A 16,598-nucleotide genomic window follows, 5' to 3' on the forward strand; every position below is an offset into this window, starting at 1 on the left:
GCTATCCATTCGAGTCAAGAAAATTTCTTTACGTGTTTTACGACGTTTGTTGTTGAATTCGCTGTCGGCAAAGGTAAGTTGATGTGGCATGGTCAGGCTCGAAGATTAAAAATAAATTGTCTCATGAACAGGGCTTATTCGCATCTTCCCTAAGCTGGCTACGCTATCAGCAGCAGTTCAAACGGCTTATTGCCCGATCCCATGATGACCCATATTCGCGGACCGCTGAGACTGATCCATTGTGTTAATAGCGTTAACGCCACAATTAACATCATAAGGCTCTTTTCAGATGGATCGGTTTTACGGCCGGATATCCAAGATAGACGGCAAATAACCCTATCGCAAACCACCGAAACTCAGGCATGAAAAAGGAGGACTGATAACATCAACGCCTCCTTTTCGATATGTTCATCCTATCTGGCGTATCGCCGCTATGACGGCTTTGCCGCAAGGTTCAACGGATCCAATCGAGCATCAGGCAGCCAATGCTGACACGCTCTTTTAACAGGCTTAAAAGCAAAGTGACTCAATTTGTAAACCATCCTGCCCGCTGATGTTAGTGATATCTGAACCGCTGTCGACGACAATCAAGGCTTTCTATTCTCGACGGCAACCGCTATGAACCTTTATCTACGCATGATCTACCTACTCATTGCTTCCTTTTTTAAGCCACGCCTCTCGATAGACCACCCGCAAAACACCTTATCGCTTCGCGTCTTACCCAATGATATCGATATTAATCGACATATGAATAATGGCCGCTTTTTCACTATCTGTGATCTGTCACGGGTGGATATGTTTATCCGCACTGGACTGGCCAAAACCATGCTGCGTGAAAATTGGATGCCGGTTGTGGCAGAACAAACCATGGTCTATAAACGACCGTTAAACCTGTTTCAAAGCTATGATCTCGAAATGGAAATTACCGGCTGGGATGAGAAAACCTTTCATATGACGCACACCTTTATCTGTAAAAGCAAAGCCTCTAAAGGTAGGATACTGGCGCAGGGCACATCGAAAGGTTGCGTACTCAGCAAGCAGGGAGTCATCCCTCCCGCCGAGGTTATCGAAAAAGTTCAGGCCCGTTTAGCCGGTCGCCAAGCTTGAATCAACCGATAAGCGGTCTACTGCTTAACCGATACCATCATCAATGCTCAATACCGGCTAATCACTACCCGCTCATGGCAGTAACAATGTCCCTCGTAACTGCCCCGAGGTATGCAGGGTTTGAATCACCTCTTTTAGAATACTTTCCACCGCTCGGGCAGCCCGAGTTTTCGGTCGCCCTTTAAGGGATACGATCGCATGGACACGCTTGACTTCGGGGCTGACGATTTTTAAGGCATCGAGCTGATCACCCCGCCACTCTTGCGTCACCACATCATAGGGCGCAATCGCTTTGGCCAAGTCGCTGTTAACGATACTGCGGATAACATTGGCAGAATTTTGTTCATAACGGATATTCAGCGGCCGCCTAGCCTCCAATGCTTTCTGTTCTAGTTGCAGCCGCATGCTATGGGGCTTAGCGGGCACCACCAAGGGGAACTCACATAGCTGTTCAAACTTGATCGTCCCCTCATTGGCAAAGGGCAGCAACGCTTTGCCAAATAGATAAAGGTTCTCTTGGTAGGCTGAAATAGCATCCACACCCTCGATATCCGCCGCGTTGGGAATCAACCCCAAATCCACCTTACCCTCTTGTACTAAGGCCGCCGCATCGACACTCATCGCATCACGCACCTGCAGCTGAATATCCGGATAGCGGGTTTCACATAAAGACAGCAGATGGGGAATCAGGGCAAACGCTTTGGAAGAATCGATCACAACCGCTACTTCCCCTCTGGGGGCTATCTCATCGGAGATCAGATCCGATTTAGCCTTATCCACCTGCCGCAAAATCAGTCTCGCGTGATGTAAAAAGCTTTCACCGGTCTCGGTCAGCTTTACCCCTTTAACGCTGCGGGCAAAGAGTTTTATCGACAACTCCGTTTCCAACGCCGCTATCTGATGGGTCAACGCCGGCTGAGCGACGAAAATAGCGCGAGAAGCGGCCGAAAAGCTGCCATGTTCAGCGATCTGTACAAAATATTCCAACTGCTTCAGATTCAAACCAACACCCGCCTATAAGCCATTAAAAAACACGATGGTTAAGTATATATAATATGTATTTTTTTAATATCATCACTCCCCCTAAACTCCATCCAACGGGACAATTTAGGTATCGGCCATGTGCGACGCTCAACCAACACGAGAACAGCAGCTGCAACGTATTCTTACGCCACTGCAACGCTTCATCAAAGCGGAAAATATTGTCACCAGCGTTGAAGCCTTGCGCGCTTACGAGTGCGATGCCTTCACCACCATGCGCCAGTTGCCACTGCTCACCGTACTGCCTGACACCATTGAACAGGTGCAACAAATCATGCGCCTCTGCTATGAACTGGATATCCCGGTGGTTGCTCGAGGCGCCGGCACAGGGCTAACCGCCGGTTCCATGCCCGTCGAAAACGGCCTGTTGCTGAGCATGACCAAATTTGATCGTATACTCGATATTGATATTGCCAATAAAACCGCCCTGATTGAACCCGGTGTGCGCAACCTAGCCGTGACCCAAGCCGCAGCACCTTACAATCTCTATTTCGCACCGGACCCATCATCACAGCTAGCCTGTTCCGTGGGGGGTAACGTGGCCGAGAACGCCGGCGGTATTCACTGTCTAAAATATGGTCTGACGGTACATAATATTCTTGAGCTCGATGTGATCACCATTGAAGGCGAACGACTCACCCTTGGCGGGGCTTCGTTAGATGCCGCAGGATATGATCTCACCGCGCTGTTTGCGGGATCTGAAGGGTTGCTCGGTGTGATCGTCGGCATTCGAGTCAAACTGCTCGCCAAACCCGCCAGCGCCCGCGTGTTGTTATGTGGCTTTGACAGTATCGAGAATGCGAGTCATGCCATTGCCCACATTATCGCCGCAGGCATTATCCCCGCAGGGTTAGAGATGATTGACCATACCGGTATCAATGCCATCGAAGAGCTGATGCACGCAGGTTATCCCATCGATGCCGCCGCCGTATTAATCTGCGAACTCGATGGCAGTATTGAGGAGGTCGAGGACGAACTCACCCGAGTGATGTCACTATTGGAAGCTCTGGATGCCGCGAATATCCAAATATCCAACAATGAGGAAGAGAAGGCTCGTATCTGGGCGGCCCGCAAAGCAGCCTTTCCCGCGATGGCGAGGTTAGCACCGGATAACTACATTATGGATGGCACCATCCCGAGAAGAGCCTTGGCCGATGTCTGGCAACGTATCAATCAACTGGCCGATGAATATCAACTGTTAGTGGTCAATGTCTTCCATGCGGGTGATGGCAATATGCACCCCTCTATTTTGTTCGACGCCATGGATGCCGACCAACACCATCGGGCCGAAGAGCTCGGCACACGCATTCTAGAACTCTGCATCGAGGTGGGCGGCACCATTTCGGGAGAACACGGCATCGGTCTCGAAAAGATCAATCAGATGTGCCTGCAGTTCACCGAAGCTGAGATCCAACAGTTCCACGCGGTTAAAGCCGCCTTCGATGCCAAAAACCTGCTCAACCCGGGCAAACAGATACCCACCCTCGCCCGCTGCGCTGAATTTCATGCGATGCACGTACATCAAGGCGAAATGCCCTTCCCCCATCTGGAACGTTTTTAATATGCTCGATATCCAAGATTTAACGGCACAGGTACAACAAGCAGCAGCGACGAAAAGCCCATTGCAGATTCGGGGCGGCGGCAGTAAACATTTCTATGGCGCAGCGACGTCGGGAACACCATTAATGATGGCCGAGTACCAAGGCATTATTAACTATGAACCCTCTGAGCTGGTGATCACCGCTCGCGCAGGCACCCCCTTAAAAGAGATTGAGCAGTTACTGGCGCAACAGGGACAGATGCTTGGCTTTGAGCCACCACGATTCTCTGACCATGCCACCCTCGGCGGTACCGTTGCCTGTGGTTTATCAGGCCCTCGACGCCCTTACGCAGGGGCGGTTAGAGATTTTGTTCTCGGGGTTACGCTGATCAATGGTCAAGGGCAGCGGCTTAAGTTTGGTGGTCAGGTGATGAAAAATGTCGCCGGTTATGACCTATCCCGCCTGATGTGCGGCGCACTAGGCACATTAGGGGTTTTGCTGGATATCTCCCTCAAAGTGATACCTAAACCCCATTATGAAGAAACCCGAGTACTCAGCGCCTCTTTTCCACAGATGCAGAGTCTACTAGCGGATATTGGCCTCCAACCCGTTCCGGTTTCCGCCACCCTGCAGCATGAAGATCAACTCTACATCCGTTTATCCGGTGCACAGGGCGGCGTTAGGGAAGCCATACAACGGATCGGCGGCGATACACTGGCCGATTCTGATAGCCTCTGGCATAACCTCAAAGAACAACAACATGCGTTTTTTCAGCAACCCGCACCGCTGTGGCGCGTTTCGATCCCGCCGATGGCACCCGCTATTCCAGATAGCTTATATGATGGCCAAATATTGACCGAGTGGGGTGGTGCCCTTCGCTGGCTCTATAGTCAGCAGGGCGAGCAGATTCAGCAGTGGGCCAAAGCCCAGGGCGGACACGCCACCTGTTTCAGAAACCCTATGGCAGGCACCCATATTTTCACCCCGCTGCCAGCGGCGTTACTGGCACTGCATCAACGCCTCAAAGCGCGTTTCGATCCCGAGCATATTTTCAATATTGGCCGCATCTACCCTGACCTTTAATCCGGCACGCCAGAGACCTCCATCATGCAAACGAACCTAGCAGATTTCATCAAGGACACCCCGGAAGGCCAGGAAGCCGATGCTATTCTACGCAAGTGCGTACACTGCGGCTTCTGTCTCGCTACCTGCCCCACCTATAACGTGCTGAATAATGAGTTAGACAGCCCCAGAGGCCGTATCTATCTGATCAAACAGATGCTCGAAGGGCAGCCAGTGACATCTCACACACGAGACCATCTTGATCGCTGCCTCCAGTGTCGCGCCTGTGAAACCACCTGTCCCTCCAATGTTGAGTATCATCGGTTATTAGATATTGCTATTCCATTAGTGGAGCAACAAGCCCCCCGTAATGTTAAACAAAGGCTATTGCGTACTGCGATCGTCAATGTGCTGCCCTATCGCTCGCGGTTTCAATCGTTACTGCGACTCGGACAAACCCTTAAACCGTTACTCCCCTCTCACCTGAAAGTAAAAATACCCGCGTACGAGAAAAAAAGCCCCTGGCCTAGCGATAGCCATCCCCGGAAAATGCTGGTGCTCGAAGGTTGTGTACAACCCGCACTGGCACCGGATATTAACGCTGCGAGCGCCCGAATTCTGTCATTACTAGGCATCTCACTGATCGCTGCACCTAAAGCGGGCTGCTGCGGCGCCGTCAGTTATCACCTGAATCAACAAGAGGATGGCCTTGATTTCATGCGCCGGAATATTGATGCCTGGTGGCCCTATATTGAGGCGGGCTGTGAAGCCATTGTGATCACCGCTAGCGGCTGTGGCGCGACCATCAAAGAGTATGGCGAGCTGTTAAAATGTGATGCGACCTATGCAGACAAAGCCTTCAGGGTTTCATCCTTAGCCAAAGATATTGTCGAAATATTAAGCCATGAAGAGCTACATAAGCTATCACTCAACCCCGACGCTGCGATTGCTTTTCAATGTCCTTGTTCCTTACAACATGCCCAAGGGTTATCCGGCGAAGTGGAAAAAATCCTCACCCGTTTAGGGTTTAAAACAACCTTTGTGGCGGATAATCACCTGTGCTGTGGCTCGGCCGGCACCTACTCAATTTTTCAGCCGGAACTGGCTACCGAGTTAAAAAACAAAAAACTCAGCAGCTTAATGCGCGGAGCTCCCGATGTGATCGGCACCGCCAATATCGGCTGCATGACCCACCTAGCTAGCGCGGAAGTACCGGTAAAACACTGGATACAGATTGTCGATCAATCTATTCGTGACGCCAAATAACCGGGTTACAACCCGTTGATACCCTACTGCATCCTGCTTCAATAGAAGCAGGCATGCGCAACACTCGCTCAATAACCGTAGGCCTGTGACTCTAGGCGGCTTCATCGACAGCATCCTATGGTTAGAACAACCTCCTTTAAGCCGACAACACTGATAACACTGACAGCTTAACAGCCCCTCGCTGCTCTCCCGATCATCGCGTAATCTGAATCAATCAGGTTGCCGGTGTATTCACCCGCCGTTTTCTATAAAACCCATAGGCTTAAACCCTGCGTTTTTCACCATTAACGAGGGTGGACAAGAACATACGTCAAACTGGCCCTATAGCCTTGACCACTTTCTTTTTATGCTAAGTCCTACACACAACTCGTCACTTAAATTGAGAAATAATGGAAGTTGTTAACTTATCCAACGAAAGCATCATCTGGCTCTCATTAGCGGTCGCGATCGCATCGATGATCACCTCCATCACCGGCATGGCGGGTGGCGTATTGATGTTCGCTGCGATGAGTGTCTATATGCCCGTCAAACCGCTGGTCGCGATACACGGGGTTGTACAGATCACCAATAACGCAGCCCGCGCTTGGTTTCTACGCAAGGATGTCCGCTGGAGCATGTGCACCCCCTTTGCCTTCGGTGCGGTCATTGGCGCGCTTATCACTACGCTATTTATCGTCAAGTACGTGGGAGAGTTCTTTCCTCTACTGATATTGGTTCTGTTAATCGCTTATACCCTATTTAAGCCTAAACACCTGCCTCACTTTAAAATCAGTGATAAGAATTTTTTCTGGGTCGGCATTGCGACCGGCAGCATGGGCATTATTGTGGGTGCGATCGACCCCTTACTCGCACTCTTTTTTATGCGCGATGATATGAGCAAAGAAGAGGTTGTCTGTAATAAATCGGTTATGCAGATGTTTGCTCATCTGACTAAAATACCAGCCTTTATTTTTCTCGGTTTCTCATTTATCGATAACGCCTACCTGATTGGCATATTAAGCTTAGCCGCCGTTATGGGTGCAAAGCTTGGCGTTATTGGACTGCGTTATATCAATACCAAAGTCTTTTTTACACTCATGAAACTGGCACTATTCATAGCAGCCAGTCGTATCGTATTTCAACTCATCCAAATGGGAGTTTAGCAATGAGCCAAACCTATACATTAGTAAACCCTTACAACAATGAACAGATTGGTGAATATGAATACACCAGTTGGACACAAATTGAAGAGAAGCTAGCGCTGCTTAAAACGGGTCAGAAGGTTCAACGCAAAACAGCCGCTTATGAGCGTGCCAACGTGTTGGCAAAATTGGCCGGTCTCCTTAAAGAAAACGCTGAAAAAATGGCGCGATTGATTACCATTGAAACCGGCAAAACGATTTCCGATTCCCGCGTTGAAATGATTCGGGCGGTTAATGCAACCATCGCTAGCAGTGAGGAAGCGCGTCAAATCAGTGGTGAATCACTCGATTCTGATGCCTACGCTCCCGCCGGTGGTAAGATCGGCGTGGTTTGCTGGCGCCCACTAGGGACTATTTTTTGCATTACCCCCTTCAACTTCCCCATTAATATTGCGATGCATAAAATCGGGCCTGCCTATGCCGCCGGTAATGCTATTCTCTTTAAACCGGGTCCACAAAACACAGCGACCTCTCAGTTGCTGGTTGAGCTATGCTATGAAGCCGGTATGCCAGAAAGTGTGCTGCAATTTTGCATGCCACCGCTCGCTGATCTGGATAAACTGAACGCTCACCCCGATGTTAATGCCATTAACTTTACCGGCGGCACCGCTGCGGCAAATGCTATTGCTGCAGCTGCAGGTTATAAAAAACTACTACTCGAACTCGGTGGTAATGATCCTTTAATCATCATGGATGATGCCGATTTAGAAGCCGCGGCAACCTCTGCGATTAACCATCGTTTTGCCACCGCGGGACAACGCTGTACCGCCGCGAAACGCTTATTCGTGCATGCTTCTGTCTATGATCAATTCCGCGATATTCTGGTCGCCAAGAGCGCTGCACTGGTGATTGGCGATCCAATGGATGACAACACCTTTGTTGGGCCTGTGATTCATATGGGGGCTGCTAAAGAGATTCGTCAACGTATTGAGGGAGCCATTGAAGACGGTGCAACCGTTGCCCTTGGTAACCAATACGACGGTGCCTTTGTACACCCAACCATCCTAGAAAACGTTCGCGCCAATAGCGAAGTCATGATTGAAGAGACCTTTGGTCCGGTGATGCCGCTGTTTAAATTTGAAGATGTGGAAGAGATTATTCCTGTTATCAACAACACCGCTTATGGCTTACAGGCTGGCATATTCAGTAATAACCTGTCTGTTATTCGCTATCTGTTTGAAGAGCTGGATGTGGGCACCCTAGCCACCAACGAAGGTCCTGGTTTCCGTACAGAGCACTTCCCCTTTGGTGGTGTTAAAGAAAGCGGTGTGGGCCGTGAAGGCATTAAATATGCGATTCGCGAAATGAGCTATACCAAAACATTGGTTATCTAATTATCGCTAGCGTTTACACTCTGTCTTAGCGTTAATCATTGCTATTACAACTGTATTGATAAAGGGGGCTTCGGCTCCCTTTTCTATTTTTCCCGCGTTTTTTTCGCTTTTAAAACTATCTCAGCGCTCGTTTTACCTTTGGTCTATTTAGATATTATCGCTGGCCTCAAGTCGGAGTTTCATCTGGCCCTAACGAGCAAGTACAGAGAAGCGTAATTTAACATTATTGATAATTAGGCAAGTTTATATTATTCAACCTTATTGGTTATCAAGCCGTTACTGATAAACTTTTATAACTCTGGTTATAACGCTGTTTATAAATATGGCTCGCCAAAGACGGTAGAAAATAAAATATCAGCTTGTCTCTCCGGTATAAACAGATGAGGCTAATATGACCAATAATGTGAATGAGTTTGATTCTATCGATGTCGTGAACAGTGACCGTAACCATGTATGGCATCATCTGACGCAACATAAAGCCTTTGAAAAAAGCGACCCTATGGTGATCGTTAACGGTAAAGGCCTACGGGTATGGGATGCTAAAGGCAATGAATACCTTGATGCCGTTTCAGGTGCCGTATGGACTGTTAACGTTGGCTATGGCCGTACCGAAATCGCCGATGCCGTGCGTGACCAGCTAGTCAAAATGAACTACTTTGCACAAACCGCCGGTAACGTTCCCGCTGCACAGTTTGCGCAAAAACTGATTGAAAAAATGCCCGGCATGAGCCGCGTTTACTATTCTAACTCGGGCTCAGAAGCGAACGAAAAAGCCTTTAAAATTGTTCGCCAAATCGCACACAAGAAATATGGCGGCAAGAAAACGAAGATCCTTTACCGTGACCGTGATTATCACGGTACCACCATCGGTACACTGAGTGCGACGGGGCAGTTTGAACGTAAAAACCAATATGGTCCCTTTGTACCCGACTTTGTTGAAGTGCCTCACTGCTGTGAATACCGGGCGCAAGATGAGGCCGATAAAGAAAACTACGGCATCTGGGCCGCCGATCAGATCGAAAAAGTCATTTTAGCCGAAGGGCCTGAAACAGTCGGTGCCATCTGTCTTGAACCTATCACCGCCGGTGGTGGCGTTATCGAAGCACCCGCCGGTTACTGGCCTCGTGTGCAAGAGATCTGTAAAAAATATGATGTCTTAATCCATATCGATGAAGTGGTTTGTGGTCTAGGCAGAACAGGTCAATGGTTTGGTTATCAGCATTACAACATCCAGCCTGACATTGTCACCATGGCCAAAGGGGTTGCATCCGGTTATGCCGCCATCTCTTGTACCGTCACCACCGAAGCGGTATTTGATGCCTTTAAAGAAGATGAAGACCCTCGTATGGGCTACTTCCGCGACATCTCTACCTTTGGTGGCTGTACTGCAGGGCCCGCTGCCGCCTTGGTTAATATGCAAATTATCGAAGATGAAAACCTGCTCGATAATGTCAATACCCAAGGTGCCTACCTGATTAGCCAACTGAATAGGCTAAAAGAGAAGCATGACATCATTGGTGATGTACGCGGTAAAGGCCTGTTTGCTGGTTTTGAAATGGTTAAAGATAGAACCACAAAAGAGCCCGTTGATGAATCAGTGGTCATGGCGGTTGCAGGACACTGTATGGCCAATGGCGTCATTATTGGCCGAACTAACCGTTCATTCAAAGAGTTCAATAACACCATCTGCTTGGCACCGGCGCTCATTATTACTAAGGAAGAGATCGATATAGTGGTCAACGCTATCGACGAAGCCTTGTTAGCCGTCACTAGCAGCCTATAATTTTTTATCGCACTACTTTTCAATAACGGTTATTTACTCCCTTTGTTAGCCTGAAAGAGTTCATACTCTCAGGCTGGCAAATGGGGCTCATCAACCACCTTAACCTCCGATCACTCATCTATCTTTTCATCGACATCCCCTCTATTATCAATACGTTCAGCCAGTTATGGTATTATTTCAGCACATTGATGATTGATCTCTTCTCTTATATTTAGCTACGGATTGCTTTCATTATATAAGTCTGTTTTTAGCATGAGGCACTTGTATATGCTCCATCTTTTCCATCTCACTCAAGACAAAAACGTTAGCCTGCAAAAACAGTTAAGAGAACAGATCGCCAGCGCCATTATGAATGGCAATATCCCGCCGGATGTCCCGCTACCGTCTAGCCGAAAACTCGCCAAGCTATTAGATATCGCGCGTAATACAGTGGTATTAGCTTATGAACATCTCCTCGATGATGGTTATCTGATTGCGCGCGAGCGACGAGGCTATTTTGTAAACCCCGACATGTTACATAACCAAGCGGCGGAACAGGCGGAACCTCTGACCGGGGACGATCAACGGTTTGATTGGCAACAGCGCTTCAAAATCCACCCTAGTGAACAGATCAATATCAACAAAGCATTGGACTGGCAACGCTACCAGTATCCCTTTATTTATGGCCAATTTGATGAAAAAATCTTTCCCGCCGTTAACTGGCGAGAATGCTGTCGCGATGCCGTCAGTGATTCCGCGGTCAGTGATTGGGCCTCGGATAGCTTAGATCACGATGACCCGCGGCTAATTGAGCAAATACGAACCCGCCTACTGCCCCGTCGCGGTATATGGGCTTCGCCTGAACAGATATTGGTGACCGTCGGCGCGCAACTCTCACTCTATCTGTTGGTGCAGTTATTACTAGATAAGCACTCGACCCTAGGCTTAGAAGACCCCGGCTATGTGGATATTCGCAATATCGCCAAACTGCACGGGTGCCAAATGAAGCCTCTGCCGATCGATCAAGATGGTTTGATGATCGGCGATCAACTCAGTGATTGTGATTTAATCTATACCACCCCTAGCCACCAATGCCCGACGGCGGTAACCATGCCTCTGGCAAGACGCTACGAATTATTAAATCGCGCCTGCAGCGATGATTTCTTAATCATTGAAGATGATTACGAAAGCGAAACCAATTTCGATAACAAACCCAATCCAGCGCTGAAAAGTTTAGATAAAAGTGATCGCGTTATTTATATCGGAAGTCTTTCAAAAACATTAGCCCCCGGCCTACGCCTCGGCTATGTGGTGGCATCGGAGCCCTTAATCAAAGAAGCCCGTGCGCTGCGCCGCCTAATGATTCGCCACCCCGCATCAAATAATCAACGCGCGGCGGCTATGTTCTTAGAGCGTGGCTATTATGACGCGTTAATTATGAACATTAATCGAAACTACCGCACCCGCTGGCGTGCCGTTGATGAGGCGCTTAGTCGCTATCTACCGGGCAGCCATGAAGCGCCCAATTTTGGTGGTTCTTGCTACTGGGTCCGCTGTCCTGACAACCTAGATACCGCCGAACTAAAACAGCGTGCCATCGATGAAAGTATCATTATTGAGCCCGGCCATATCCACTTTTATCATGATGACGGCCCCAAGAATTTTATTCGTCTGGGTTTCTCTTCAATCTCTACCGACCGCATCGAGCCCGGCATCAAAAAACTAGCCGAACTGATTAACAACATGACCACAGTGTGAAAGTAGCGTAAACACTGATAAATCCTGGACGAGAACCTCCTTTATGTTGTGACTTAACCTCTACAGCTGATGACAATAAAAAAGATAGGCGTCATCATGCGATCGTCACTAATAAAGGAGAATGAATTGATTTAAATTGGACGGACCTTTTGAAAATCAGTTTCGACAGACGCTTCAGTCGGCTGAACTAAGGCGTATTTTTCCATCATGCGGTACAGAGTGACACGGGAAACCCCCAACATTTTGGCGGCTTGGGTCATATTTTGTCGACAGTTCTGTATAGCATTCGCTATCGCCTCCTTTTCGGCCAAGGCTCTCACCTCTTTCAAGGGCATCACTAAAGATTCCTCTACAGCACACTCCTTCAGGCCCAAATCATTTGGCTGAATAAGCCTTCCATCGCACATCACTATCGCCCGTCGCACCCGATTAATAAGCTCCCTCACATTACCGGGCCAACGATGCTGCTGAATGGCTAATAAAGCCTGTTGAGAAAAGCCTTTCAACCGACCTTGGCCTTCAGATAGAAAGTGATCGAAGAAGAATTTCGTCAGCAATTCAATATCGCCACCTCTATCACGTAAGGCAGGGGTTAAAATTTGTAGTACATTCAAACGGTACAGCAAGTCCTCACGAAACCGACCCTTTTTAATCGCCGCTTCAAGGTCGACATTGGTAGCAGAGATGACCCTAACATCGACGCTTATCTCCTCATTCCCCCCTACGCGCTGAATGACTTTCTCTTGCAGAAAGCGCAATAAATTAACCTGCATATCGTATGGTAGATCGCCAACTTCATCGAGAAACAGCGTGCCACCAGATGCGACTTCAATCTGACCTAATTTCTGCTTATTGGCCCCCGTAAAGGCGCCTTTTTCATAACCAAAAAGCTCCGACTGAATCAGATTTTCGGGAATGGCACCACAGTTGACGGCAACAAAAGGGCCGTCGGCACAACTCGAACGCTCATGAATCGCTCTGGCGACCAACTCCTTACCGGTACCACTTTCGCCACAAATCAGCACGGGTGCTGATACATTGGCGACTCGCCTAACCGCGCTAAACAGTTTAATCATCGCGGGGCTACTACCCACCATCTCATATTCGTCATAGTTGGGTTCACTATCACTCTGTTTAAGCCCTGCCATACCGAATGCATGCCCTAACGTAGAAAGTAAACAGGCATAGCCGGTGTCATCTAATGGCAAAGTCACAAAGTCATAACAGGTTTCACTAATAAATTTACAGAAAGGTTTCTTCTGTAAACACTCATCATTAGTCAACACAATCCATTCCATCGAACGATCCGTTGTTATCAATTGTTCTACCGCTCGAAGCATCTTATTGCTAAAGTCTTCTAGCTGAATCAACCCCACTTTATAGTTATTATTAGCAAGACTGAGCGCCGCACTCTCTAGCCCTTGAGCCACATGAACATCCCAATCAGGAATCGACGTCACCTGCCCTGCATCAATCTTGTCCTGGGTTACGACAAATAAAACTGAACGTAACTCAAACTCCATTTTCTGAACAATCACAATCATCCTCCCTTACACAACGGTGAATACTTTAAAACCTAAGCCAGCAACAACTTTCCAACAGACCTCCTGATGTCAAATAGATAGTTAAAAACGATAGGGGAACTTAAGGCTCAAGCTATAATCGGGGGCGTCGGGGGTTAAGCCGAGACCTAACGAAGTGGACATCGACAGTTTTTCACTCAGCGCATAAGTGACACCAATATTAAAGGTTGCCGCATTACCGTTACTGCCGAAAATTTCTTGCCAGCTGCCTCCCTTCAAACGGGTCTCGCCATTTTGGCTGATCCTTTGTGAGAAGGATAAACTCGTACTCATGCGCTCATTCAGCGCAAATGCCATACCTAAGCCATAATAAAATGAATTACCAAGACGCACATCACCGGGCTGATCGCCGTCAGCAGAGCTAATATCATCAAAATTGCCTGCAAAGTTATAGGTATATCCCAGGTTGGCAAAAATAATAGCGGGGTCTGTTGTTTTGACGAAAGATAGGCTGTTGCTAATACTCCACAAGCCACTGCCTGTTGGTAACTCTTTAGGATAGGTTACTTGATCACTATTTCCGCCATTATTCACTGTTTTCGTAACCGTTGATGTGCCGTAGGGGTCACTACCAGAGGGGGTTTTAATACTGAGATTCCAGACAATATCTGGTCTATTTTCAGTTTCAGTGAATAACTTATAAGCCGATGTCAGCGTGATATCACCTAAGCCGGCTTCATTAACCGATGCCTCAGCGCCAACCCCATTAATATTCCGTTGAAACGTACTCTCCCTATAGACAAACGGTATATTAACACCCAGTTGCCAGTGATCATTAATGTTGTAACGGCCGGTCATATCAAAGGTAAAAATATCGGCGGAGATATCATCAACTGAGATATCGCCTAGAAAGATAGCATCCAGTGCTAAAAAACCTTCTAACACTAATTCCTTGCGATCATAATGACTGTAATTCATTCCTAACTCTAGGGTGAAGTCATTACTAAATAATGCATGCTCTTCCTCCATCATATTATCAATACTGGCACTAGGAAGAGCCTCTTTTACGACATCCGACTTACCTGCAACCTTTTGTTGAGAAGCTTGCGTGGAAGAGGTTGAACCGCCTTGTTCAACAATATACAGCCGCTGTTCCATCTGCCTCAATGTTTGCGCTTGCTTATCATTAATTAGCTTCAGTTGCTGAATTTCAAATTTAAGCTGTTCCGCCTCACTCGCCATAGGGACATCGGCCGCTTGCGCCAACGGAATTAACGTAAACGTCAACAATCCCATAAGAATACCAGGCGGCCTTAACCTGAAAGCTCGATTCATCATTACACTCATCCCCTAAGCTTAATAAATCTAATTTTTTATTTTTATGCAGTTAGATATTAAAAGTAGCAGCTGATACAAAAGCTGCCACTTTATTGTAGACCTCGTAGCTGATTAAGTGCGTTATTGATGTTTTGCGGGTGCATATTAGATGTTTCGGGGCTTAACGTAACGGTCAAGCCGATACGATTGAATACCTGATTCAGGTCGCTATTTAACTGTGTGCTTTGTAATATATTTCCTCCCGTCAATTGAGAGCTATTAATATGCTGCGTGACCCGTCCAACATCGGGCACATCGACTTGATAACCCACACCATCGGTACCAACCGAAACCTTGGTACCCACACCCTCTTCTGTTAAGTGGTTTTGAGATTCGGCCACATCAACCTTAACCAACCCGTCAGTCTGCTGTACGGCCGCTTGATCACTGATAGTCCATTCAACACCGTTTTCAACGCGATTCTGATCCCCTGCTACCTGAATGTTCTGTACAACACCCGATACACTATTTAGCCCTTGGCTATTGGATATATTATCCAATGGCTCATCACCGCTGTAACCGGATGCAACCTGCGAACCGACATCTTGGCTGCGATACATTGACATAGTCGGTTGATAACGGTCACCTGAGAGATCAAAATTGACCTGCATCTCCATATCGATGTGCTTACCCGACTGTAAATACCAATCCGTCATCATACTGACGCCAAAAAAGGTAACATTGCGGCCATCGATAAAACGGCCTCTCATGGACGCTAACTCACTATCACTGACAGCGGCGCCCTGCAGGCCAAAGCTCTTAGGCTGAACAGTATCAGCCTGAGCAACCGGTATCGCGACTACGGCTAACCAGGTCATACTGGCGACGATGTTTGTACAATAATTTCTTTGCCAAATATTCATTATTTTCTCCCTTTCGGAACCTAAAAAAGGTCTGAATGACGAAAGCCATAATCCAGTAATTGTGCATTACTCAAAGGAGCGAAAGTATTATTTAAAGCGCGGGCGGTTAATTGCGGTCGAGGGTTAACCAATATTGAGTTTTTGTTAAATCCTCGTCCAATAACTGCAAATACAATACCATTCCAGCTATCCATAAATTTCTGCTTAGGCATGATTTTATTCCCTAACGCAGGATCCGCCAGATAAACAAAATCTTCTTCGGTTTTCTTTAATACAACAAAATGCTTATAACCTTTCAGATCCAGCAACACTATGGTTGGAATTTTTATATTTAATAGTGTATCCGTTTCGACTTTATAACCCCGTCCACGCATACCTATCCGCTCCAGATAGTGCTTAATATTTAAAAGTGAAAATCCCTGCTCACGCACCTTATCAATATCACTAACCGCAAATAGCCCGTCTAACATGTCCTCCTCTTGGACACGCAACCCGTATCCATAGCGAAGTACTGTCGCCAACGCAGCCGCACCACAACTAAAATCTGTCTGCTGCCTGACTAGATTGCTATAGCGTTGCTCATGCATACTGACCACCGACTTACGCAGGCCAAAACTACCCGGCAAGGCATTCGAAAGTTCAATCTGACCAGAAAATGAGAACGCACTAAAAGACAAGGTCAGCACTAATATTAATGCCAACCTTATCGAATAATGGATGTTGATAAGCAAAATACTCATCGTTAGATACCTGTTTATTAAAACCCGAGCTAGACTCAAGAAT

Annotated in this window: 13 protein-coding genes; 8 read left to right on the plus strand and 5 right to left on the minus strand. The window is 47.5% G+C overall.

Annotated features, from left to right (window positions below):
* Nucleotides 1–618: 618 nt before the first annotated feature.
* Nucleotides 619–1,107 carry an acyl-CoA thioesterase gene (locus EH243_RS14545; protein WP_126159397.1) on the plus strand — a complete coding sequence of 163 codons (489 nt, stop codon included), beginning with the start codon at nt 619–621 and terminating at the stop codon, nt 1,105–1,107.
* Nucleotides 1,108–1,179: 72 nt separating this feature from the next.
* Here EH243_RS14545 and EH243_RS14550 read toward each other — a convergent pair whose 3' ends face one another.
* Nucleotides 1,180–2,109 (minus strand): LysR family transcriptional regulator, encoded by a 930-nt coding sequence (locus EH243_RS14550; RefSeq protein ID WP_126159398.1) that lies wholly within the window; start codon nt 2,107–2,109, stop codon nt 1,180–1,182.
* 118 nt (nt 2,110–2,227) lie between these two features.
* Between EH243_RS14550 and EH243_RS14555 the strand changes: the two genes are divergently transcribed.
* The 7 genes from EH243_RS14555 (at nt 2,228) to pdxR (ending at nt 12,052) form a co-directional block, all read left to right on the plus strand.
* Nucleotides 2,228–3,709: an FAD-linked oxidase C-terminal domain-containing protein gene (locus EH243_RS14555; RefSeq protein ID WP_126159399.1), complete on the plus strand. Its 1,482-nt coding sequence runs from the start codon at nt 2,228–2,230 to the stop codon at nt 3,707–3,709.
* Nucleotide 3,710: 1 nt separating this feature from the next.
* The gene (glcE, locus tag EH243_RS14560; RefSeq protein ID WP_126159400.1) at nt 3,711–4,772 is read left to right on the plus strand and encodes a glycolate oxidase subunit GlcE; all 1,062 of its coding nucleotides are present in this window, start codon (nt 3,711–3,713) and stop codon (nt 4,770–4,772) included.
* 24 nt (nt 4,773–4,796) lie between these two features.
* A complete protein-coding gene (glcF, locus tag EH243_RS14565) occupies nt 4,797–6,017 on the plus strand; it encodes a glycolate oxidase subunit GlcF (protein ID WP_126159401.1) in 1,221 nt (406 codons plus the stop codon).
* Between the two features lie 389 nt (nt 6,018–6,406).
* Nucleotides 6,407–7,159, plus strand: a complete 753-nt coding sequence (locus tag EH243_RS14570; protein ID WP_126159402.1) for a sulfite exporter TauE/SafE family protein — start codon at nt 6,407–6,409, stop codon at nt 7,157–7,159.
* A 2-nt stretch (nt 7,160–7,161) separates the two neighbouring features.
* Complete coding sequence (gene safD, locus EH243_RS14575; RefSeq protein WP_126159403.1) at nt 7,162–8,532, plus strand: sulfoacetaldehyde dehydrogenase SafD; 1,371 nt, start codon at nt 7,162–7,164, stop codon at nt 8,530–8,532.
* Nucleotides 8,533–8,923: 391 nt separating this feature from the next.
* Nucleotides 8,924–10,315, plus strand: coding sequence for an aminotransferase family protein (locus tag EH243_RS14580; RefSeq protein ID WP_126159404.1), 1,392 nt, complete (start codon nt 8,924–8,926; stop codon nt 10,313–10,315).
* A gap of 267 nt (nt 10,316–10,582) precedes the next feature.
* The gene (gene pdxR / locus EH243_RS14585) at nt 10,583–12,052 is read left to right on the plus strand and encodes a MocR-like pyridoxine biosynthesis transcription factor PdxR (RefSeq protein WP_126159405.1); all 1,470 of its coding nucleotides are present in this window, start codon (nt 10,583–10,585) and stop codon (nt 12,050–12,052) included.
* Nucleotides 12,053–12,183: 131 nt separating this feature from the next.
* Here the strand turns inward: pdxR and EH243_RS14590 are convergent, their stop codons facing one another.
* From EH243_RS14590 to EH243_RS14605, 4 genes are all read right to left on the minus strand, one after another.
* Entirely contained in the window at nt 12,184–13,590 is a 1,407-nt protein-coding gene (locus EH243_RS14590) for a sigma-54 dependent transcriptional regulator (RefSeq protein WP_241235094.1), read from the minus strand.
* An 87-nt stretch (nt 13,591–13,677) separates the two neighbouring features.
* Complete coding sequence (locus tag EH243_RS14595; protein WP_164549128.1) at nt 13,678–14,871, minus strand: transporter; 1,194 nt, start codon at nt 14,869–14,871, stop codon at nt 13,678–13,680.
* Between the two features lie 131 nt (nt 14,872–15,002).
* Nucleotides 15,003–15,815, minus strand: coding sequence for a hypothetical protein (locus EH243_RS14600; protein WP_126159407.1), 813 nt, complete (start codon nt 15,813–15,815; stop codon nt 15,003–15,005).
* Nucleotides 15,816–15,835: 20 nt separating this feature from the next.
* Nucleotides 15,836–16,555: a C39 family peptidase gene (locus EH243_RS14605; RefSeq protein WP_126159408.1), complete on the minus strand. Its 720-nt coding sequence runs from the start codon at nt 16,553–16,555 to the stop codon at nt 15,836–15,838.
* Nucleotides 16,556–16,598 lie beyond the last annotated feature (43 nt).

It is taken from the genome of Amphritea opalescens (assembly GCF_003957515.1).
GTDB classification, from domain to species: domain Bacteria; phylum Pseudomonadota; class Gammaproteobacteria; order Pseudomonadales; family Balneatricaceae; genus Amphritea; species Amphritea opalescens.

Bases quoted from the DNA above. Each gene is read 5' to 3' on its own strand.
- safD (WP_126159403.1), top strand. From the start codon at position 7,162: ATGAGCCAAACCTATACATTAGTAAACCCTTACAACAATGAACAGATT.
- EH243_RS14580 (WP_126159404.1), top strand. From the start codon at position 8,924: ATGACCAATAATGTGAATGAGTTTGATTCTATCGATGTCGTGAACAGT.
- EH243_RS14570 (WP_126159402.1), top strand. From the start codon at position 6,407: ATGGAAGTTGTTAACTTATCCAACGAAAGCATCATCTGGCTCTCATTA.
- EH243_RS14605 (WP_126159408.1), bottom strand. From the start codon at position 16,555: ATGAGTATTTTGCTTATCAACATCCATTATTCGATAAGGTTGGCATTA.
- EH243_RS14545 (WP_126159397.1), top strand. From the start codon at position 619: ATGAACCTTTATCTACGCATGATCTACCTACTCATTGCTTCCTTTTTT.
- EH243_RS14600 (WP_126159407.1), bottom strand. From the start codon at position 15,815: ATGAATATTTGGCAAAGAAATTATTGTACAAACATCGTCGCCAGTATG.
- EH243_RS14555 (WP_126159399.1), top strand. From the start codon at position 2,228: ATGTGCGACGCTCAACCAACACGAGAACAGCAGCTGCAACGTATTCTT.
- glcF (WP_126159401.1), top strand. From the start codon at position 4,797: ATGCAAACGAACCTAGCAGATTTCATCAAGGACACCCCGGAAGGCCAG.
- EH243_RS14595 (WP_164549128.1), bottom strand. From the start codon at position 14,871: ATGGGATTGTTGACGTTTACGTTAATTCCGTTGGCGCAAGCGGCCGAT.
- glcE (WP_126159400.1), top strand. From the start codon at position 3,711: ATGCTCGATATCCAAGATTTAACGGCACAGGTACAACAAGCAGCAGCG.
- pdxR (WP_126159405.1), top strand. From the start codon at position 10,583: ATGCTCCATCTTTTCCATCTCACTCAAGACAAAAACGTTAGCCTGCAA.